The following is a 20803-nucleotide window of genomic DNA, read 5'->3' as shown; positions in this document are numbered from 1 at the left end:
GTTACATGGCGCAGCCTGTCAACGCGGGAGGGCGTGATGCGGAAAGCCCGCCACGCTCAGCGACGCGCGGCGGGACTGGGTGCTGCGGCGCGGGGCAATTCCGATGCGCCGGCGGTGATGGGGCCGGGTGTCAGCCCGGGCGCCCCCAGCCGCCGCCGCCCGGCGTCAGCATCTCGAAGGCGTCGCCGGCCTTCAGCGCGTTTTCCGAGTTGCCCGGCACAACCTCGCGCGTCCCGTCGGCGCGCAGCACGGCGTTTTGGCCCGTGGACCCCGGCTGCCCGTCGCCGCCGCCCGGCGGCGGGACCTCACGGTGCGACGACAGGGTCGTGACGGTCACGTCCTCGAGAAATCGCACCACACGGTGCACGCCGTCGCCGCCGTGCCATTCGCCGTTCCCGCCCGAGCCGGTGCGGAGCGAGAAGTGATCGACCCGCACGGGGAAGCGCGTCTCGAGCACCTCGGGGTCGGTCATCAGCGTGTTCGTCATGTGGCTGTGCACGCCGGACGCGCCATCGAACCCCGGGCCCGCGCCGGTGCCGCCGGCGATGGTTTCGTAGTTCTGGAAACGCTCGTTCCCCCAGACGAAGTTGTTCATCGTGCCCTGCGACCCGGCGATCACCCCGAGGGCGCCGAACAGGCAGTCGGCGATGGCCTGGCTGACCTCGGTATTGCCCGAGATCACGGCGGCCGGGTGCACCGGGTTGATCATCGTCCCCTCGGGCAGGAGCAGGCGCAGCGGTTTCAGGCAACCCTCGTTCATCGGGATGTCTCGGCCGACCAGCGTCCGGAAGACGTAGAGCGTCACCGCCATCGTGATCGACCGGGGCGCGTTGTAGTTCATCGGGTGCTGGTCGCTCGTCCCGGTGAAGTCGAGCGTGGCTTCGCCGGCCTGCTGGTCGACGGTGATTTTCACCCTGATCTGCGATCCGTCATCCAGCGGATAGGTGCAGTCGCCGTCCTTGAGCGAACCGATGACCTGGCGAACAGACGCCTCCGCATTGTTCTGGACGTGCGCCATGTAGGCCAGCACGGTGTCGCGCCCGAAGGTGTCGATCATGCGGTTGACCTCGGTGATGCCGGTGGCGTTGGCCGCCACCTGCGCCTCGAGGTCGGCGAGGTTGTCGTTCGGGTTGCGGCAGGGGTAGCGGCCCGAGGCCAGCAGCGCGCGCGTCTCGGCCTCGCGCAGGGTGCCGTCGCGCACGAGGAGGAAGTTGTCGATCACGACGCCCTCGTCCTCGATGTGGCTCGAGTCGGGCGGGGCGGAGCCGGGGGTGCGGCCGCCGATGTCGGCATGGTGGCCGCGCGAGCCGACCCAGAAGAGGATCTCGGCGCCCGCGCGGTCGAAGACAGGGGTGATGACCGTCACGTCGGGCAGGTGGGTGCCGCCGTTGAACGGGTTGTTCAGCATGTAGCTGTCGCCGGGCTGGATGTTGCCCGCGTTCAGGCGGGCGACGGTGCGGACCGAGTCGGACATGGAGCCGAGGTGCACCGGCACGTGCGGCGCGTTCGCGACGAGGTTGCCTTCCCCGTCGAATAGAGCGCAGGAAAAGTCGAGCCTTTCCTTGATGTTGACCGAGTAGGCGGTATTCTTCAACGTTGCGCCCATCTGTTCCGCGATCGACATGAAGAGGTTGTTGAACACCTCGAGAAGGATCGGATCGGCCTGGGTGCCGAGCGCATGTTCGCCCTGCCGCGCCTCGGTCCGGTCGAGGATCAGGTTGCCCGCGTCGTCGATGCGGGCGGACCAGCCGGGTTCGATCACGTTGGTGCCGGTGGATTCGGTGATGATCGCGGGGCCCTTCACCCGGGCACCGGCGGAGAGGGTGTCGCGGTCGTAGAGCGGCACGTCATGCGCCGCGCCGTTCATGGTGACGGGAAGGGTGTCGATCGCATCCGGTTGCGTATGGCCCTGCGGCGCGGGGGCAGTGGCGTCGTCGGTGGCGCCGATGGCCTCGACCGCCAGCATTTCGATCAGGAGCTCCCGGTCGGGGGCGGCGAAGCCGAAACGCAGTTTGTGCAGATCGTTGAAGGCTCGCTGCATCTCGTCGGGGGCGCCGAAGGGCACCTCCAGCGTCTGGTGTGAACCTCGGTAGCGCAGGTGGGCGCGGGATTCGGTGCGGATCTCGGCCTCGGCGATGCCCTGCTTGGCGACCTCGGCCTTGGCGCTTTCGGCCATGTCCGCGACCTGCGCGGTCGCCGTGTCCGTGGCGTCCAGCGTCTGGCCGAACTGCGCCTCGCGCGTGGCGCGGATGTCGGCGAGACCCATGCCAAAGGCAGACAGGACGCCAGCGTATGGATGTACGAAAACCGACGTCATCCCAAGGGCATCGGCCACGAGGCAGGCATGCTGCCCCCCGCGCCGCCAAAACAGTTGAGCGTGTAGCGGGTGACGTCGTAGCCGCGCTCGACGCTGATCTTCTTGATCGCCTGCGCCATGTTCTGGACGGCGATCTTCAGGAAGCCCTCGGCGGTCTCCTCGGCGGTCAGGGGCGCGTTGCCGGTGGCGTCCGCGATCTCCTGAGCCAGCGCCTCGAACTTTTCGCGCACCACCTCGGCGTCGAGCGGCTGATCGCCCTCCGGGCCGAAGACCGGCGGGAAGTGCTTCGGAGACAGCTTGCCCAGCATCACGTTGCAATCGGTCACCGTCAGCGGCCCACCGCGGCGATAGCAGGCGGGGCCGGGATCGGCGCCTGCACTTTCCGGCCCGACCTGGTAGCGGCCTTCGCGGAAGTTGAGGATCGAGCCGCCACCCGCCGCAACCGTATGGATATGCATCATCGGCGCGCGCATCCGCGTGCCCGCGACCTCGGTTTCGAAGCTGCGTTCATAGCTGCCCGCGTAGTGGCAGACATCGGTCGAGGTGCCGCCCATGTCGAAGCCGATGAGATTGTCGAAGCCTGCCGCCTCGGCGGTGCGGACCATGCCGACGACGCCGCCTGCTGGGCCCGAAAGGATCGCGTCGCGCCCCTGGAAGAGGCTGGCGTCGGTCAGCCCGCCAGAGCTTTGCATGAAGAACAGCCGTTCGCAGGCCCCCCCGGCCCGAGGTCGAGCGCGCCGGCCACCTGGTCGACATAGCGCCGCAGGACGGGGGAGAGGTAGGCGTCGACCACGGCGGTGTCCCCGCGCGACACCAGCTTGATGAGCGCCGAGGCCTCGTGCGACGGCGTGACCTGGGTGAACCCGACCTCGCGCGCGATCTCGGCCGCGCGTTTCTCGTGGTCCGGGTTGAGGTAGCCGTGCATCCCGGCGATGGCGACCGAACGCAGGCCGTCGTCATGGGCGGATTGCAGCGCGGCGCGGGTCGCGTCCTCGTCCAGCGGCTTCAGTACGGTGCCGTCCGCGGCCAGCCGCTCGGGCAGCTCGGCGACGCGGGCATAGATGGCTTCAGGCAGGCGGATGTGCAGGTCGAAGAGGCGCGGGCGCGCCTGGGTGCCGATGCGCAGGAGGTCGGCAAAGCCCTCGGTGATCATCAGCAGCGTCGGCGTGCCCTTGCGCTCAAGGAGCGCATTGGTAGCGACTGTGGTGCCCATCTTCACCGCGTCGATCCCGCCTTTCGGAAAGGCGGCGACCCCCATCAGACGGCGAATCCCCTCGATGGCGGCGTCGGCGTAGCTTTCAGGTTTCTCGGACAGCAGCTTCGTCGTGTGCAGACTGCCATCCGGCGCGCGCCCGACGAGATCGGTGAAAGTGCCGCCGCGATCCACCCAGAACTGCCACTTTTCCGTGCTGCCGTTCATCCTACCTGCGCCTCCGTAAGAAAGGTGATGAAGAAATCGCTTGCGAAACTCTCAGGACGTTGTCAATTTGTCAACGTAATATAAACGAAGTGACCAAACCAAACAGGGAGCCTACCAAATGCTACGCTTTGCCATTCCCCTGGCCGCGATGATGGCGGCCACGCCTGTCCTGGCCGAAAGCTGGGACATGCCGACACCCTACGGCGATTCCACGTTCCACACGCAGAACATCCGCGAGTTCGCGGACGAGGTGAAAGCCGCCACCGATGGCGGGCTCGAGATCACGGTGCATTCCGCCGGCTCGCTCTTCCCGCACGGCGAGATCAAGAACGCCGTCCGTTCCCGGCAGGTCCCGATCGGCGAGTTCTTCCTGTCGACGCTGGCGAACGAGGACCTCGCCTTCGGCATGGACAGCCAGCCTTTCCTCGCCACCTCCTACGACGACGCGGCCAAGCTCTGGGATGCGCAGAAGCCGGCGATCGAGAAGCTGCTGGCCGAACAGAGCCTGATGCCGCTCTTCTCGGTTCCGTGGCCGGCACAGGGTCTCTACACCAAGAAAGAGATCAAGACGGTCGATGACCTGAACGGCCTCCGATTCCGCGCCTACAACGCCGCGCTGGAAGAGTTCGCCACCCTCGCGGGCGCCGCCCCGGTGCAGGTCGAGGCGCCCGATATTCCGCAGGCGTTCTCCACCGGCCAGGTCGAGGCGATGATCACCTCGCCCTCCACCGGCGCGAACTCCAAGGCCTGGGACTTCCTGAGCCACTACACCCCGATCAACGCCTGGGTGCCGAAGAACATCGTGGTCGTGAACAAGCGCGTGTTCGACGGGCTGGACCCGGCCGTGCAAGAGGCCGTCCTGGCCGCCGCCGAGGCCGCGCAGGCCCGCGGGATCGAGATGTCGAAGGCCGAGACCGAGGCGAAGGTCAAGGAACTGGCCGACAACGGCATCACCGTCTACGAGCCGAGCCCGGAGCTGGTCGAAGGCCTGCAGGGGATCGGTGCGACGATGCTGGAGAACTGGCAGTCGAAGGCCAGCGATGACGCCAAGGGCGCGCTCGCGGCCTACCAGCAGTAATCGTGGTGCGGGGCGGGGAAACCTCGCCCCGATGCCGTAGGGTGCGTGCTTGTCACGCACCGCTGGCGGCGGGTTACGGGACGAGCGGTGCGTGATCGGCACGCGCCGGAAGGTGCGTGGCAAGCACGCACCCTGCGGGGGCACCATGCGACGATTTCTGGACGGACTTTATTCACTGGCGGGCGGGATCGCCGCGGCGCTGATCCTCGGGATCTGCCTGCTGATCTCGGCCCAGATCGTGCTGAACCTCGCCAGCCGCCTGATGGGGCCGGGCTGGGGCGGAACGATCCCCTCCTACGCCGATTTCGCGGGCTTCATGCTGGCCGGATCGTCGTTCTTCGCGCTGGCCTACACGCTGCGGATGGGGGACACATCCGCGTCTCGCTGATCACGCAGCGGATGTCCGGACCGCTGGCCCTGGCGGCCGAGGTGTTCTGCCTGCTGCTGGCGATCGCGGTGACCGGCGTGGCGGGCTGGTTCCTGGTCGCGCTGGTGCAGGAGAGCCTGCATTACGGCGACACCTCGTCGGGCATCGTGCCGATTCCGCTGTGGATCCCGCAGACGGCGGTGACTGTGGGCATGGGTCTGCTGATCGTCGCGCTTGTGGACACGCTGGTCGAGACGCTGCGCGCCGGGCACCCGGTTCTGCCCGAGAGCGTGGAGGAGTAAGATGTCCGATCCGCTCATCGCACTCACCCTTCTGGCGGTCCTGATCGGGCTGTTGGCGCTTGGCGTCTGGGTCGCCATCGCGCTCATCGTCGTGGCGCTGGTCGCCATCGTCTTCTTCTCGAACGCGCCGGCCGGGCTGGTCATGGCGACCACGCTCTGGGGGCATTCGCATTCCTGGTCACTCGCCGCCCTGCCGCTCTTCATCCTGATGGGGGAAATCCTGCTCAGGTCGCGGCTGAGCCAGGACATGTTCTCGGGCATCGCGCCGTGGATCGGCCGGTTCCCGGGCAGGCTGCTGCACGTCAATATCCTGGGCTGCGCGATCTTTGCCGCGGTCTCGGGGTCGAGTGCTGCGACCGCCGCCACCATCGGCCGCATGTCGGTGCCGGAACTCAAGGAGCGCGGCTATCCCGAGAGCATGATCCTCGGCACGCTGGCTGGCTCGGCCACGCTGGGCCTGCTGATCCCGCCCTCGATCATCCTGATCGTCTATGGCGTGGCGACCGAGCAGTCGATCGCGCGGCTCTTCATCGCGGGGATCCTGCCCGGCGTGATGCTCGTCACGCTCTTCGGGCTTTATGTCGCAGGTTACGCCTGGCTGAAACCGGCCAACATCCCCGACGAGCCGTCGCATTCCTGGGGCGAGAAGTTCTATGCCGCCCGCCGCCTGATCCCGGTCGCGCTGCTGATCCTGGGCGTGATCGGGTCGATCTACACCGGCATCGCCAGCCCGACGGATGCCGCGGCGCTTGGCGTGGTGCTGGCGACGATCCTCGCCTTCGCCTCGGGCGCCTTCGGCTGGAAGAACTTCGGCGATGCGCTGATGTCGGCGACGCGGACCTCGTGCATGATCGCGTTCATCCTGGTGGCGGCGGCGTTCCTGTCGATCGCCATGGGGTTCACCGGGTTGCCCCGCAACCTGGCCGCCTGGATCGGGTCGCTGGGGCTGAGCCAGGGGGCGCTGCTGGCGGCCCTGACTGTGTTCTTCGTGGTGCTGGGCTGCTTCCTCGACGGGATCTCGGTCGTGGTGCTGACGACCTCGATCATCATGCCGATGGTATCGGCCGCCGGGATCGACCCGCTGTGGTTCGGCATCTACCTGGTGATCGTCGTCGAGATGAGCCAGATCACCCCGCCGGTCGGCTTCAACCTCTTCGTCATCCAGGGGCTGACGGGGATCGACATCCTGCGGGTGGCCAAGGCGGCGCTGCCGTTCTTCTTCCTGCTGGTGCTGGGGGTGATCCTGATCACCATCTTCCCGGGCATCGTGACATGGCTGCCGGGACTGATGGGGCGCTAGGGCAATTGCCTTGACGCAGGGCAGGGCTTAGCAAGGCGGGCATGACCATTGCACCGCCGCGCCTTGCCCATGTCTGCGACCTGACGGTCGCGCTCGACCCGATCCGCGAGATGGGGCAGGGCCGGGCGGGGCACAGGCGGATCATCCCCATCGTCGGCGGCACCGTTTCTGGGCCCCGGCTGAACGGTCGGATCCTCGATGTCGGGGCCGACTGGCAGACCATCTTCGACGGCGGCATGGCCGAGCTCGACACCCGTTACGCGATGGAAACCGACGACGGCGCGGTGATCGAGATCATCAATTACGGCTACCGCCACGGCCCGGCCGAGGTGATCGCCGCCGTGGGGCGGGGCGAGGACGTCGACCCCGCCGACTACTACATGCGCACGCAGGCGCGGCTGGAAACCGGTGACGCCCGGTACGACTGGGTGAACCGGACGCTCTTTGTCGGCACCGGCGGTCGGCGCGCGGCCAGCGTGTTCGTGTCGCTTTACGCGGTGGAGTAGGGCACAGCGTGTGTGGCCTGGCGGCCCATCCGCCCTCACCAATCCGTGCGCGCAGGGAACCCCGTGCGCGTGACCCCCGTTCTTCCCCGAAACGGACCGAAGACGAAGGGACACACCATGCATCGCAGACGCGTCCTTGCCGGGGGCCTCGGCCTTGCGGCGACCACCGCCATGACCGGTGCCGCGCTGGGGCAGAGCCTGCCGCTGCCCGAGGGGATGATCGCGCCCCTGCCACCCGCGCCACAGCCGCCGATGGTGCCGCCGCCCGCGCTGGTGCAGCTGCCCTACCAGATCACGCCCTACGAGGTGCACGTCTTTCCCGACCAGTTCCGCCTCTACTGGACGATGCCGGACCGGACCGCGTGGGAGTACCCGATCCGCGTCGGGCGCGGTCAGCTCTACGAAGAGGGCGAGTTCTACATCGGCGCGCGCAAGGAGTGGCCGTCCTGGACGCCCACGCCCGACATGGTCGCGCGTGAGCCCGAGAAATACGCGCAATACGCCGAAGAGGGGATGCCGGGCGGGCCCGGCAACCCGCTGGGTGCGCGGGCGCTCTACCTCTTTCAGGAGGGGCGGGGCGACACCTTCCTGCGGATACACGGCACCGACGATCCAGCGACCATCGGACGCGCGGTGTCGAACGGTTGCGCGGGCTTGGTGAACGACCAGATCGTGATGCTCTATGACCAGGTGCCGCTGGAAACGCGGGTGAAGCTCTATCCCCGCCTGAACCCGGTCTGACCTGTCAGGTGACGTAGGGCCAACCTGAACGCTATCGGCATCCCCCGCCACCTGCTACCTTCGGAACGGAGGAGGGGGCGAGGCGGATGAGTGGAGCGATCAGGGTCGACTGGCCGACCTTTCTTGGTGCGGTCTTTTTCCTGCTCATCGGGGGCGGCTTTGCGGTCTTCGGCGCCTACCAGCTGTCCACCACCCGGGCCTTCGTCCGCAACGCCGCGATGGTGCCGGCGACGGTGCTGGCGAACGTCGAGAGCTGCGATGACGAGGACTGTACCTGGTGGCCGACCTTCGGGTTCAGCGATTCCCGCGGCCGCCTGCACGAGATGCGGACCCGGCACGGTGCCTCGACCTACGGCTGGCGCGAGGGCGAGGTGATCGGGGCGCTCTACAATCCGAACTACGCTTACGTGCGGATCCCCGGCTTCGGCAATCTCTACCTTCTGGGCACCGCGTTCCTGCTGATCGGCCTGCTGCCGGTCTGCATCGCGGTCTGGTTGCTGGCGCGGCACACTTTCACGCGGGACGCACGCGGCCCCTGATCAAAGCGATGCGGCCGCCCGGCTGGCCTGGTCGTACTGGCCCGAAAGCGCGCGCAGCCGGGTGGCGATATCGCGCAGCTCCTCGCCCGAAAGGTCCATGTGCCCCAGCCCCTCGAGGAGGCATTGCGCGCGGACCTTGCGATAGGCCTCGCACAGCGCGGCGCCCTTGTCGCTGGTGGCGTAGAACACCTCCTTGCCGCGCTTTTCCCCACCAGCAGCTCGGCCTTGAGCAGCTTGCGCAGGGCGTAGTTCACGGTGTGGGTGTCCTCGATGTTCAGCAGGAAGCAGATGTCGGTCAGGCGCTTGTCCCGCCCGCGTGAGTTCACGTTGTGCAGGACGAGGATTTCGAGCGCGTTCAACTCTCCGCCTCCGGCGGCGGTCATGCACTTGACCATCCATCGCGAAAAGGCGTTGTAGGCGATGATCAGGCCGTACTCGAACTCGGACGCCTCCCAGCCCGCGCCCTCGGCGAGATGGCGGGACGAGACGATGCGGCGGTTCTCGGGTGCGGTCATGCGATCCTCCTGTTCTCGTCAGCGTAACACCGGCGAAACGCCGACGAAAGCGAAGGAAGGCGGGACGATCGGCGGGAAGCCGAGAATCCGGGGAAACCGCTGTTGACTTGCCAGCGAGTCGGGCCTAAAGACGCGGCTTCAGATTCCACCGAACCGCAGACACGGGACGAGTTTACATGGCCAATACGCCGCAATCCAAGAAACGTGCCCGCCAGGCCGACCAACGTCTGGCCGTGAACAAGGCACGTCGGTCGCGGATTCGCACCTTCCTCAAGAAGGTCGAACAGGCGATCGCAACCGGCGACAAATCTGCCGCCCAGACCGCCCTGCGCGACGCCCAGCCCGAGCTGATGCGTGGCGTGACCAAGGGGGTCTACCACAAGAACACTGCAGCGCGGAAAATGTCGCGCCTGTCCGCACGCGTCAAAGCGATCGCCTGATCGCCACGCCGTTTTCGGACTGCATTGCAAGTTGAAAGGCACCGTTTTGCGGTGCCTTTTTTGCTGCTGTTGCAGCGGCCACAACGCGCCGGAGATTCTTTTTCGTTAAATCCGAGTCAAGTGCGATGTGTGCTTGCCGGTGCGCGGAGCGGGTTGCTAGCTTCTGACATGCGAGTCACTTCGCCTTGGGGGGACATGGTGAACCGGTTCCGGTTCAGTATCCGTCAGGCCCGGTAACATCCGGGCCGGTCAGCTGCGACCGAGATGGATGCATGTCTGCAGGGATGCCTTCGGGCACGCGTCGAAAAAACACCGGCAAGGTTCTGCGCCTTGCCAACGATAATCTGTTGCCTCGTGCAACGGCGCGCCTGCAGAGTACCGGATCGACACGAAAACCGCGAAAAGCGGTTCCATGTCCTGTGCGCAAAGCTCCCCCTGGCACAAGTGTTGGGTGCCCGTCTGGCTACGGGTTCGCGATAAAAGGCCGTTGTTGTATTGGGACTGGATTGGGGCGAGACCAAACACATGACGACAGAACAATGGGGCGAGCTTAAAAAGCAATTGCTGGAAACCCTTGGTGAAAGCAATTATCGCAATTGGATTGAACCCCTGCAATTCGTGAATAGCGACGGCGGTGTCGCGCGAATTGCAGCGCCGACGAATTTCGCCGGCACTTACGTATCGCGGAATTACGGCGACCTGATCCTGCACCGGATCGCGGCCGTGGATTCCGCCGTCCGCCGGATCGAGTTCTCGACCGTGCCGGCCAACAGCCAGGCCCAGCCCGAACCGCGGATGGCCGAGGCGACGGCAGGCGACGCCGTGGCCGTGGCCGTGGCCGAGGCGAGGCCCGCGGCGCCCAGGCCCGCAGCCAGGGATGCGCTGCTGCCGCCCGCGCCGCTCGACAGCCGGTTCACCTTTGACACCTTCGTGGTCGGCAAGCCCAACGAGCTCGCCCATGCCGCCGCGCGCCGTGTCGCTGAAGGTGGGCCCGTCACCTTCAACCCGCTGTTCCTTTACGGTGGCGTCGGCCTCGGCAAGACGCACCTGATGCATGCCATCGCCTGGGAACTGAAGACCGCGCACCCCGAGCTGAACGTCGTGTACCTGAGCGCCGAGCAGTTCATGTACCGCTTCGTGCAGGCGCTGCGCGACAAGAAGATCATGGACTTCAAGTCGCTCTTCCGCTCGGTCGACGTGCTGATGGTGGACGACGTCCAGTTCATCGCCGGCAAGGACAGCACGCAGGAAGAGTTCTTCCACACGTTCAACGCGCTGATCGACCAGAACAAGCAGATCATCATCTCGGGCGATTGCCCCCCGGGCGAGATGAAGGACATGGAAGAGCGCATCAAGTCGCGCCTGCAGTGCGGCCTGGTCGTCGACCTGCATCCGACCGACTACGAGCTGCGCCTCGGCATCCTGCAGTCCAAGACCGAGAGCTTCCGCCGCCAGCAGCCGGACCTCGTGATCAAGGACGGCGTTCTGGAGTTCCTCGCCCACCGGATCAGCACCAACGTCCGCGTGCTCGAAGGGGCGCTGACGCGGCTCTTCGCCTTCGCCTCGCTCGTCGGGCGGGAGATCACGCTCGACCTCGCGCAGGACTGCCTGTCGGACATCCTGCGGATTTCCGAGCGCAAGATCACCGTCGAGGAGATCCAGCGCAAGGTCAGCGAGCATTACAACATCCGCCTCAGCGACATGCTGGGCCCCAAGCGGGTGCGCAGCTATGCCCGTCCGCGGCAGGTGGCGATGTACCTGTCCAAGCAGCTCACCTCGCGCTCCCTGCCCGAGATCGGGCGGCGGTTCGGCGGCCGCGACCACACCACCGTGCTGCACGGCGTGAAGCGCATCGAGGAGCTGAAGGCGCAGGACGGCCAGATCGCCGAAGACCTGGAGATGCTGCGCCGCGCGCTCGAAGCCTGACGGCAGACGCATCCCGCGTGACCGAGAATGCCCGTCCCCAAGGACGGGCTTTTTCGTTTCGGGGATCAGCCGGGCAGGCGGCGCAGGTTGCGGTCGGGCACCCACCCCTCCCGGCCCACGGCATTGCGGCAGAGATGCCAGCCATGGGTCGCCTCGATCACGTCGAGGATCTCGCCGACGCGGCAGGTCAGTTCCTTGGCCGAGTAGTCCCGCGCCGCCACCCAGCCCCTGCCGCGCCGGCGGGCGAGGGTGTCGGGCACCCATCCCTCAAGGCCCGCCGCATTGGCCGCCCAGATCCAGCGGTGCCCGTCCCAGAGGTCTTCGCGCCCGTCCGGCACCAGCGCCTCACCGGCCCGCAGGGTGATCGGGTCGGGGTAGGTGGCGGTCCAGTCCTCGGTCACTTGGCAGCGCATCGGCGGGTCCTTCCGGTCATGGCAAACCTTGCCGAAACGGGCGCCTTCCGCAATTGCAGGTTGACCTGAAGGCCGAATTCCGGCCTGATCGGATCATTGATTTTAGAGAAGTCATTGTCATGAAACGCCATTGCCTGTCCGCCCATTCCGGCGGCACCTCGCGCATCCCCATGCGCCCCTGTCCCCGATCAGCGCGGGGGACACCATGAACAGCCTCGTCATCGTCGCCGTGATCTCGCTCCTGACCATGCTGGGCGATCTCTGCATCAAGCTGGCCACGACCCATCACCATGGTGTCTGGTCCGGCTTCTTCGTCCTTGGCGTCCTTCTCTACGCCGTCCCGGCGTTCGGCTGGTTCGTCCTGATGCGGACCCATTCGCTGGCCGCGATCGGGGTGATCTATTCCGCCGCGACGCTCATCCTCCTCGCCGGGCTGGGGCATTTCGCCTTCAACGAGGCGCTCGGACCGCGACAGGCGGCGGGGGTGGCGCTGGCGGTGGTCGCGGTGCTGCTGATGCAGGCCGAAAGCGGCTGATCATCGCCGCCGCAGCGGCCCGCGTGATGCGCTTCTGCGGCAGGTAGGACGAAACCACGCCGCACTCGCTTGACGCTTCGGCCGCTGGCCCCGTAAAGGCAAGAAAACGCTTGAGCCGGGGACCAAAACCGCTAGCGTGAGCCTCCCGGCAGGCGGTTCCTGCACAGGGCCGGGCAATGGACAGGAGCGAGGGATGAAACTCAGCATCGAACGCGGCACGCTGCTCAAGGCCGTGGCCCAGGCGCAATCCGTTGTCGAGCGCCGGAACACGATCCCGATCCTGGCCAACGTCCTCATCGAGGCCGAGGGATCGACGGTCCAGTTCCGCGCCACCGACCTTGACATCGAGGTGGTCGACAAGGCGCCGGCGATGGTCGAACGCGCGGGCGCCACGACGGTCAGCGCCGTCACCCTGCACGAGATCGTGCGCAAGCTGCCGGACGGCGCGCTCGTCACCCTGACCGACGACGGCGCCTCGGGGCGGCTGGTGGTCGAGGCCGGGCGGTCGAACTTCGCGCTCGCCACGCTGCCCAAGGAAGATTTCCCGCAGATGGCGTCGTCGGAGTACACCGCGAACTTCGGTGCCAAGGCGCCGGTTCTGCGACGGCTGTTCGACAAGTCGAAGTTCGCCATCTCGACCGAAGAGACGCGGTACTACCTGAACGGCGTCTACATGCACATCGCCGAGGGCGAGAGCGGGCGCGTCCTGCGCTGCGTCGCCACCGACGGCCACCGCCTGGCCCGGATCGACGCCGAGCTGCCCTCGGGCGCCGAGAACATGCCGGGCGTGATCGTGCCCCGCAAGACCGTGGGCGAACTGCGCAAGCTGCTGGAAGACGACGAGACCGAGATCGCCGTGTCGGTGAGCGAGACCAAGGTGCGGTTCGCAACGCCCGACATCACGCTGACCTCCAAGGTCATCGACGGCACCTTCCCCGACTACACGCGGGTCATCCCGCAGAACAACCCCAAGCGGCTCGAGGTCGACGCGGCCGAGTTCGCCAAGGCGGTGGATCGGGTGGCGACGGTGTCGTCCGAGCGGTCGCGTGCCGTGAAGATGGCGCTGGACGAGGACCGCCTGGTGCTGTCCGTGAACGCGCCCGACAGCGGCGCCGCCGAGGAAGAGCTGGCGGTGGCCTATGGCGACGACCACCTCGAGATCGGCTTCAACGCCAAGTACCTGCTCGAGATTGCAAGCCAGGTGGACCGCGAGAACGCGGTGTTCCTTTTCAACTCCTCGGGCGATCCGACGCTGATGCGCGAGGGCAACGACACCTCGGCGGTCTACGTGGTCATGCCGATGCGCGTCTGACTTTCGCGCGCGGACGCCGCTGGCGCGGCGTTGCCTCCGGCGGGAGTATTTCTGGCAAGATGAAGAGGGGGCCGGTTTGGCGGAGCTGTATCTGACCGAACTGGCCCTGTCGCATTTCCGGTCGCACCGGCGGGCGGCGCTGGCGTTCGACGGTCGCCCGGTGGCGATCTGGGGGCCGAACGGGGCGGGCAAGACCAACCTGATCGAGGCCGTGTCGCTGTTTTCGCCCGGGCGTGGCATGCGCCGCGCGGCGGCGGAGGACATGGCGCGCCGGCCCGAGAGCCTGGGCTGGAAGCTGACCGGCACGCTGCGGTCGTTGCACCAGTTGCACGAGGTCGAGATCCGGGCCGAGGGCGGCGCGGCGCGGCAGGTCAGGATCGACGGCAAGGCGGCGGCGCAGGTGGCGCTTGGCCGGATCGCGCGGGTGCTCTGGCTGGTGCCGTCGATGGACCGGCTCTGGATCGAGGGGGCGGAGGGGCGGCGCCGGTTCCTTGACCGCATGACCTTGTCGTTCGTGCCGGGACATGCCGACGCGTCGCTGGCCTACGACAAGGCGATGCGGGAGCGAAACCGGCTGCTGAAGGACATGGTGCGCGACGGGCACTGGTACGTCGCGCTGGAGCGGCAGATGGCCGAGGCGGGGGCCGAGATCATCGCCAATCGCATTCGGGCGCTGGCGCTGATCGCCGAGGCGACCGAGGCGGCCGAGACGGCGTTTCCGGCGCCGGAATTGTCACTGCTGCATCCCGAAAGTGACCTGCCGGCGGAGATCGAGGACCTGCGCACCGCCCTGTCCGAGGGGCGCGCCCGCGACCTGGCGGCGGGGCGCACGCTGGTGGGGCCGCACCGGGTCGACATGGAGGCGCACTGGGCGGCCAAGGGGATCGCGGCCAGGGATGCCTCGACCGGGGAGCAGAAGGCGCTGCTGATCTCGCTCATCCTCGCCAATGCACGGGGGCTGGCGCGGGACTTCGGCGCGCCGCCGATCCTGCTCCTGGACGAGGTGGCGGCCCACCTTGACGCCGGGCGACGGGCTGCGCTCTATGACGAGATCTGTGCGCTCGGGGCGCAGGCTTGGATGACCGGGACCGGGCCCGAGCTCTTCACCGACCTGGGCGGCCGGGCGCAGTACCTGGAAGTGACCGAAAGCGGCGGCGAAAGTGCCGTCGCGGAGAGGAAGGCACCATGAACCCGCAGCGTGTCACGCTGATCACCCTCGGCGTCGAGGACCTCGACCGATCCCGCGCCTTCTACGGCGCGCTTGGCTGGCAGCCGGTGCCGGGACCGGAAGAGGTCGTGTTCTTCCGGATGGAGGGCATGGCGCTCGGGCTTTTCGGCCGGGCCGCGCTGGCCGAGGACCAGGGGCGTGCGGGGGCCGTGCTGGGAACGGGCGCGGTGACGCTGGCACAGAACTTTCCGACCGAAGCCGAGGTGGATGCCGCCTTCGCGGCGGCGCTCAAGGCCGGGGCCACCGCGCTGAAGCGGCCCGAAAAGGTGTTCTGGGGCGGCTATTCGGGCTACTACGCTGATCCCGACGACCATGTCTGGGAGCTGGCGATGAACCCGTTCTGGCACCTCGACGCCGACGGCCGGTTGACGATCCCCGATCCCGCATGACCATCACCGCATCGCAGCTTGCCTTCTACACCGGCGCGCTGGTCATCCTGTTCTTCACCCCCGGGCCGGTCTGGCTGGCGCTGACCGCACGGGCGCTGTCGGGCGGGTTCCGGGCGGCCTGGCCGCTGGCGCTCGGCGTGGTGGTGGGCGACGCGCTCTGGCCGTTGCTGGCGATCCTGGGGGTGTCGTGGATCGTGTCGGTCTTCGACGGGTTCATGACCGTGCTGCGGCTGGTCGGCGCGGCGATGTTCCTGACCATGGGCGTGCTGCTGATCCGCAACGCCGACAAGACCATCGCGGCGGATTCGCGCCTGACCGCGCCGGGGGCCTGGGCCGGCTTTGCCGCGGGGGTCGCCGTGATCCTCGGCAATCCCAAGGCGATCCTCTTCTACATGGGCGTGCTGCCGGGCTTCTTCGACGTGTCTGCGGTGACGGCGGCGGACATGGCGGTGATCGTCCTGATCTCCATGCTGGTGCCGCTGGTCGGCAACCTCTGCTTCGCGCTCTTCATCGACCGGATGCGGCGGCTGATGACCTCGGGCCGGGCGCTGAGACGGACCAACATCACCGCCGGGTTCCTGATGATCCTGGTGGGCTGTCTGATCCCGTTCATGTGAGCCTGACCGAGGGGCAGCCGGACCACCAAATATTGTGTCTTCGGCGTGACAATCCCCCCACCAACCGCTATAAAATCGACAGGTTAGAAGGGGTCCATCACGCATGGCTGAACCGCAGGCACAGGAACCGCAGTACGGCGCGGAGTCCATCAAGGTTCTCAAGGGGTTGGACGCTGTCCGCAAGCGTCCTGGCATGTACATCGGTGACACCGACGACGGGTCGGGCCTGCACCACATGATCTACGAGGCCGTGGACAACGGCATCGACGAGGCGCTGGCCGGTCATGCCGACTTCGTGAAGGTGAAGATCCACGCCGACAACTCCGTCTCGGTGCGCGACAACGGGCGTGGAATCCCGGTCGACCTGCACCCCGAGGAAGGCGTCAGCGCGGCCGAGGTCATCATGACTCAGCTGCACGCGGGCGGGAAGTTCGACCAGAACTCCTACAAGGTCTCGGGCGGTCTGCACGGCGTCGGCATCTCGGTGGTAAACGCGCTCAGCGACTGGCTGGAGCTGCGGATCTGGCGCGACGGCAAGGAACACTACGTCCGGTTCGAGAACTCGGTCACCGCCGCACCGCTCGAGGTCGTCGGCGAGGCAGAGGGCGAGAAGGGGACCGAGGTGCGGTTCCTGTCGTCGGACAAGACCTTCTCGAACCTCAACTACGACTACGCGACGCTGGAAAAGCGCCTGCGCGAGTTGGCATTCCTGAACTCGGGCGTGCGGATCGTCCTCGAGGACGAGCGCCCGGCCGAGGCGCTGAGGACCGAGCTCTTTTACGAGGGCGGGGTCAAGGAATTCGTCAAATACCTCGATCGTTCCAAGCACCCGATGTTCCCCGAACCGATCTACATCGACGGCGAACGTGACGGCATCGGCGTCGAGATCGCGATGTGGTGGAACGACAGCTACCACGAGACGGTGCTGCCCTTTACCAACAACATCCCGCAGCGCGACGGCGGCACCCACCTGGCGGGCTTCCGTGGCGCGCTGACCCGGACGCTGACGCGCTATGCCGGCGAAAGCGGGATCGCCAAGAAGGAAAAGGTAACCTTCACCGGCGACGACGCGCGCGAGGGGCTGACCTGCGTGCTGTCGGTCAAGGTGCCGGACCCCAAGTTCTCCTCCCAGACCAAGGACAAGCTGGTCAGCTCCGAGGTGCGCCCGGCGGTCGAGAACCTCGTCAACGAGAAGCTGGCCGAATGGTTCGAGGAGCACCCGAACGAAGGCAGGACCATCGTGTCGAAGATCGTCGAGGCGGCGATGGCCCGCGAGGCGGCCCGCAAGGCGCGCGAGCTGACGCGGCGCAAGACGGCGATGGACGTGAACTTCCTCGCCGGCAAGCTCAAGGACTGCTCCGAAAAGGATGCCACCAAGACCGAGCTCTTCATCGTCGAGGGCGATTCGGCCGGCGGCTCCGCCCAGACCGGGCGTGACCGGCGGACCCAGGCGATCCTGCCGCTGAAGGGCAAGATCCTCAACGTGGAACGCGCGCGGTTCGACCGGATGCTGTCGAGCCAGGAGATCGGCAACCTCGTGATGGCGCTCGGCACCGGGATCGGCCGCGACGAGTTCAACATCGAGAAGCTGCGCTACCACAAGATCGTCATCATGACCGACGCGGACGTCGACGGCGCGCACATCCGGACGTTGCTGCTGACCTTCTTCTATCGCCAGATGCCCGAGCTGATCGAAGGCGGCTACCTCTACATCGCCCAACCGCCGCTCTACAAGGTGAGCCGCGGCCGGTCCGAGGTCTACCTCAAAGACCAGACCGCGATGGAGGACTACCTGATCTCGCAAGGCTCAGAAGGCGCTGTGCTGCGCCTGACCAGCGGCGAGGAGATCACCGGCCAGGACCTCGTCCGGGTGGTCGAGGGCGCACGTCTCGTCAAGCGTATCCTCGAGGCCTTCCCGACGCATTATCCGCGCCACATCCTCGAACAGGCGGCCATCGCCGGTGCCTTTGCCGAGGGCCAGGTCGACGCCGACCTGCAGGGTGCGGCGGACCGGGTGGCGCAGCGGCTCGACCAGATCGCGGTGGAGTACGAACGCGGCTGGACCGGCCGGATCACCCAGGACCACGGCATCCGCCTCTCACGCGTGCTGCGCGGGGTGGAGGAGCTGCGCACCCTCGACGGCGCCGTCCTGCGCTCGGGCGAGGCGCGGCGGCTGGGCCAGATGACCAAGCCCCTGCGCGACATCTACACCGACCCGGCGCAACTGGTGCGGCGTGACCGGACCCAGCTGATCCACGGCCCGCTCGACCTGCTGCGCGCCATCCTCGAAGAGGGCGAGCGCGGTCTGCAGATGCAACGCTACAAGGGCCTGGGAGAGATGAACCCGGAGCAGCTGTGGGAAACCACGCTCGACCCCGAGGCGCGGACGTTGCTGCAGGTCCATGTCGACGACATGGCCGAGGCCGACGATCTCTTCACCAAGCTGATGGGCGATACGGTCGAGCCGCGACGTGAGTTCATCCAGCAGAACGCGCTGAACGTGGCGAACTTGGATATCTAGGCCATTGTAGGATCGCGCATAATCGTGCGCGGTCCCCATAAGTTTGCGCGATTTGCCCAAAGGTTTGCGTAGTGGCATCGACTAATCAGGAAGAGCAGGTTGGCTGCGATGAGATACACTCAGAGTGGCAGCGACTTCAGCTTTGGACTTGTCACCGGTATTTCGTGCATCGTCGGGGCTGACAGGATATCGGTGATCTTGAGCATATCCGGCCACCTCCGCAGGATAACAGCCGCTCGTTGCTCCATCGGCATTTTCTGAAAACCCTTAGCGGTGATGAACTCATGCAAGCCGGCGCTTCTTAGAGCGGCTCGTTCGGCCGGATTCCTAAGAACACGAGCGTCTGCGGATATGAACATCCAAGGCTTCGGGTCACTTCTAAGGTGTTCAATCCACTCCAAGTCGGTGGAGCTACGTCCTTTCGGCAGTGCGGTCATGTTGCATATGTGTATTGCGGAATGACCATAGTGTGAGATGAAGCCGTTCAAAGTGCTGGCAAGCACGGGCGCTGTGCAGTTGTCAAAGAAGACATTCACGCAGCCAGGTCCGCACCCGGGGCAGCATCGAAGTCCATGGCTCGGCGAACACTCGCCTCTGAGACTAAGTAGGCCGCCGCTGTCTCCGACACACCCAAAGCCCTGCCGGTCTCCGCCAGAATGTGGACGGGAACACTCGAGACATCATCAATGGGAGCGCCGAAAGCTCTCTCCGGGTCGACGACGATGCCGCCTCGTCGACCGCGTGGCCACCATTGCAATGGATTGCCCTCTCGCCCGAAATCAACTGATTTCAGAATGGGTTCGATCACGCCTCGGAACTCGTATTGGCGGCGGAAAAGATTGAGAAGTCTTTCCCTTTCCTCACCGTCTTCATTCGTCTCGATCACATGGAGAAAAATCTCGCGGCCGTCGGTTCGAAAACGATTGGTTGCGAGTGGATGGCTCTCGTTGATGACGTCGCGGGCGACTTGAATGGCCGATCTCATGCCAATCGCAGATATACCTTGCCGAATGAACGCTTGAACAACGCGGGCTTCCATAAGGTCACGAAAACCCAGGAAGACACGGTCATCTCCCAGGTTGATCTCCGGCTCCCAAAGCCGTTCGTAGTGTTTGCCCTGAACATTATGTCCGCGCAGCCACCGACTGATCTTATTCGCCGGGATATTCAGTAGGCGGCTGGCTTCCGCTGGGGTATATAGCCCGCGTCCGATAAGATCTGATTGCATGTCCGCTCCCTGACGCTGATCAAGCTATAGCTCGAACTTGTGGATTCCGTCGAGGCCAAAGGCTCGGCGGGAAGCTGGGAACCATCGGCCGACCCGGCAGGTATCCCTCCAACAGTTCACATAATGGCACTTAGTCGTGCCGGTTCGCTGAAGATCCCCGGGGTCGCAGAGAGCCGATGTTTCGGAAGGGCGGGGAGCGTTCGTTCGCCGCATACTCGACGAACGGCCAATATGCGCGTGAAGCGGACGTGCTGCTTCGATCGGTGCAATTGCCTGGCAAGGCGCTTTCGACACCCCAGCTGGGGCACTCACGAGCGTCGGTATCCGTCGATCATCGCCCGGACGAGATTCTCGCGATGGCGAAAGCTATCTGCAATCACGCCGAAAAGATGAACCGCGACAAGGACGAGGATCAGGACGGCAAGTCCCTCGTGCAGCTCCGCCATCGCCTCTGAGCCCCAGAAGATGTCCGTGGTCTGCAGCCAGCCTGTCAGGAGCGTTGCCGCTATGACGGTCATCAGTGCCACGATCATCGCGCCACCCGCCGGGTTGTGCCCGAGGTAGCGTCGCGCGTGGCCGTGGCGCACGTCTCCGAGGTAGGAGAAAACCTCGCTCGGCGGCCGCACAAAACTGGCGAACCGTGCATTTCGGGGGCCAACGAAACCCCAGGCGATCCGGGCAGCGAGCAGTGCCGCGAGGAGATACCCGAGCCTCTCGTGTGCCCATTTCCAGTCGTCCGCGGTCAGCCAGGACGCGGCAATCAGCGCGGCCTGGCTCCAGTGGTACGTGCGCACGAACCGGTCCCAAACCTTGACCCGCGGAGCGCCACCCGCCTCAGTCATCGGTCCCCATCTCCTCGAACGTCCGTGGGTCGAAGTAGACTTCCTTCCGGTTTCCGCTGCCGTCCTTGGCGTAGACCTCGTAGCAACCGTCGTCTTCCTTCACGTTGCTGATCTTCCAACCCCTGTCGGCAAGCTCGGCCTTGAGCTCTTCGACCGGCCGCCAGTCCGCCTTGGGAACGTTGCAGCGTTCGGATGCGGCGAGCGGGGAAGCGGCCAGGGCGGCGACGACGAGGGGTGTCAGAATGCGCATGGTGTCCTCCTGCATGC

Annotated in this window: 20 protein-coding genes and 2 pseudogenes; 15 read left to right on the top strand and 7 right to left on the bottom strand. The window is 66.2% G+C overall.

Annotated elements, in window-relative coordinates; genetic code table 11:
• Window positions 1-130: 130 nt before the first annotated feature.
• A pseudogene (locus ACE2AC_RS11840) lies at window positions 131-3737 on the bottom strand (hydantoinase B/oxoprolinase family protein).
• Between the two features lie 118 nt (window positions 3738-3855).
• Between ACE2AC_RS11840 and ACE2AC_RS11835 the strand changes: the two are divergent.
• The 7 genes from ACE2AC_RS11835 to ACE2AC_RS11805 all read left to right on the top strand — a co-directional run bounded on the left by ACE2AC_RS11835 (window position 3856) and on the right by ACE2AC_RS11805 (window position 8570).
• Window positions 3856-4815 (top strand): TRAP transporter substrate-binding protein, encoded by a 960-nt coding sequence (locus ACE2AC_RS11835; RefSeq protein WP_375687306.1) that lies wholly within the window; start codon window positions 3856-3858, stop codon window positions 4813-4815.
• A gap of 145 nt (window positions 4816-4960) precedes the next feature.
• On the top strand, window positions 4961-5203 hold the full coding sequence (locus ACE2AC_RS11830) for a hypothetical protein (protein WP_375692151.1): 243 nt from the start codon (window positions 4961-4963) through the stop codon (window positions 5201-5203).
• A complete protein-coding gene (locus tag ACE2AC_RS11825) occupies window positions 5089-5484 on the top strand; it encodes a TRAP transporter small permease (RefSeq protein WP_375692100.1) in 396 nt (131 codons plus the stop codon). The genes ACE2AC_RS11830 and ACE2AC_RS11825 overlap by 115 nt, the downstream gene beginning before the upstream one ends.
• Window position 5485: 1 nt before the next feature.
• Window positions 5486-6784 (top strand): TRAP transporter large permease, encoded by a 1299-nt coding sequence (locus tag ACE2AC_RS11820; protein ID WP_375687304.1) that lies wholly within the window; start codon window positions 5486-5488, stop codon window positions 6782-6784.
• A 41-nt stretch (window positions 6785-6825) separates the two neighbouring features.
• Window positions 6826-7290, top strand: coding sequence for a DUF3237 domain-containing protein (locus ACE2AC_RS11815; protein WP_375687302.1), 465 nt, complete (start codon window positions 6826-6828; stop codon window positions 7288-7290).
• 117 nt (window positions 7291-7407) lie between these two features.
• Window positions 7408-8031 (top strand): L,D-transpeptidase, encoded by a 624-nt coding sequence (locus tag ACE2AC_RS11810; protein WP_375687301.1) that lies wholly within the window; start codon window positions 7408-7410, stop codon window positions 8029-8031.
• Window positions 8032-8117: 86 nt separating this feature from the next.
• Entirely contained in the window at window positions 8118-8570 is a 453-nt protein-coding gene (locus ACE2AC_RS11805) for a hypothetical protein (RefSeq protein WP_375687299.1), read from the top strand.
• Here ACE2AC_RS11805 and ACE2AC_RS11800 read toward each other — a convergent pair.
• Window positions 8571-9085: pseudogene (locus ACE2AC_RS11800) on the bottom strand (winged helix DNA-binding protein). It abuts the gene before it with no gap.
• A 176-nt stretch (window positions 9086-9261) separates the two neighbouring features.
• Here ACE2AC_RS11800 and rpsT point away from each other — a divergent pair.
• Window positions 9262-9525: a 30S ribosomal protein S20 gene (gene rpsT, locus ACE2AC_RS11795; RefSeq protein ID WP_375687298.1), complete on the top strand. Its 264-nt coding sequence runs from the start codon at window positions 9262-9264 to the stop codon at window positions 9523-9525.
• Between the two features lie 525 nt (window positions 9526-10050).
• On the top strand, window positions 10051-11451 hold the full coding sequence (gene dnaA / locus ACE2AC_RS11790; protein ID WP_375687296.1) for a chromosomal replication initiator protein DnaA: 1401 nt from the start codon (window positions 10051-10053) through the stop codon (window positions 11449-11451).
• 65 nt (window positions 11452-11516) lie between these two features.
• On the opposite strand, the gene ACE2AC_RS11785 is transcribed toward dnaA, so the two are convergent.
• On the bottom strand, window positions 11517-11864 hold the full coding sequence (locus ACE2AC_RS11785) for an SH3 domain-containing protein (protein ID WP_375687294.1): 348 nt from the start codon (window positions 11862-11864) through the stop codon (window positions 11517-11519).
• Between the two features lie 205 nt (window positions 11865-12069).
• On the opposite strand from ACE2AC_RS11785, the gene ACE2AC_RS11780 reads away from it, so the two are divergent.
• The 6 genes from ACE2AC_RS11780 (at window position 12070) to gyrB (ending at window position 18466) form a co-directional block, all read left to right on the top strand.
• Entirely contained in the window at window positions 12070-12399 is a 330-nt protein-coding gene (locus ACE2AC_RS11780) for a hypothetical protein (RefSeq protein ID WP_375687292.1), read from the top strand.
• Between the two features lie 193 nt (window positions 12400-12592).
• Window positions 12593-13711 carry a DNA polymerase III subunit beta gene (gene dnaN / locus ACE2AC_RS11775; protein ID WP_375687290.1) on the top strand — a complete coding sequence of 373 codons (1119 nt, stop codon included), beginning with the start codon at window positions 12593-12595 and terminating at the stop codon, window positions 13709-13711.
• Between the two features lie 76 nt (window positions 13712-13787).
• Window positions 13788-14900 (top strand): DNA replication/repair protein RecF, encoded by a 1113-nt coding sequence (gene recF / locus ACE2AC_RS11770; protein ID WP_375687288.1) that lies wholly within the window; start codon window positions 13788-13790, stop codon window positions 14898-14900.
• Window positions 14897-15328: a VOC family protein gene (locus ACE2AC_RS11765; RefSeq protein WP_375687286.1), complete on the top strand. Its 432-nt coding sequence runs from the start codon at window positions 14897-14899 to the stop codon at window positions 15326-15328. The genes recF and ACE2AC_RS11765 overlap by 4 nt, the downstream gene beginning before the upstream one ends.
• Window positions 15325-15945 (top strand): LysE family translocator, encoded by a 621-nt coding sequence (locus ACE2AC_RS11760; RefSeq protein WP_375687284.1) that lies wholly within the window; start codon window positions 15325-15327, stop codon window positions 15943-15945. The genes ACE2AC_RS11765 and ACE2AC_RS11760 overlap by 4 nt, the downstream gene beginning before the upstream one ends.
• A 103-nt stretch (window positions 15946-16048) precedes the next feature.
• Complete coding sequence (gyrB, locus tag ACE2AC_RS11755; RefSeq protein ID WP_375687282.1) at window positions 16049-18466, top strand: DNA topoisomerase (ATP-hydrolyzing) subunit B; 2418 nt, start codon at window positions 16049-16051, stop codon at window positions 18464-18466.
• Between the two features lie 119 nt (window positions 18467-18585).
• Here gyrB and ACE2AC_RS11750 read toward each other — a convergent pair whose 3' ends face one another.
• From ACE2AC_RS11750 to ACE2AC_RS11735, 4 genes are all read right to left on the bottom strand, one after another.
• The gene (locus ACE2AC_RS11750; protein ID WP_375692099.1) at window positions 18586-18969 is read right to left on the bottom strand and encodes a hypothetical protein; all 384 of its coding nucleotides are present in this window, start codon (window positions 18967-18969) and stop codon (window positions 18586-18588) included.
• 29 nt (window positions 18970-18998) lie between these two features.
• Window positions 18999-19694: a hypothetical protein gene (locus tag ACE2AC_RS11745; protein ID WP_375687281.1), complete on the bottom strand. Its 696-nt coding sequence runs from the start codon at window positions 19692-19694 to the stop codon at window positions 18999-19001.
• 308 nt (window positions 19695-20002) lie between these two features.
• Window positions 20003-20536 (bottom strand): cytochrome b/b6 domain-containing protein, encoded by a 534-nt coding sequence (locus tag ACE2AC_RS11740; RefSeq protein WP_375687280.1) that lies wholly within the window; start codon window positions 20534-20536, stop codon window positions 20003-20005.
• Complete coding sequence (locus ACE2AC_RS11735) at window positions 20529-20786, bottom strand: PepSY domain-containing protein (RefSeq protein WP_375687278.1); 258 nt, start codon at window positions 20784-20786, stop codon at window positions 20529-20531. The genes ACE2AC_RS11740 and ACE2AC_RS11735 overlap by 8 nt, the downstream gene beginning before the upstream one ends.
• Between the last annotated feature and the right edge of the window lie 17 nt (window positions 20787-20803).

The sequence above is a fragment of the Pseudooceanicola sp. LIPI14-2-Ac024 genome (assembly GCF_042188925.1).
In the GTDB taxonomy this organism is placed as follows: domain Bacteria; phylum Pseudomonadota; class Alphaproteobacteria; order Rhodobacterales; family Rhodobacteraceae; genus Pseudooceanicola.
Note: the sequence above shows the minus strand (reverse complement) of the source record. Positions and strands in the feature narration are given on the sequence as shown.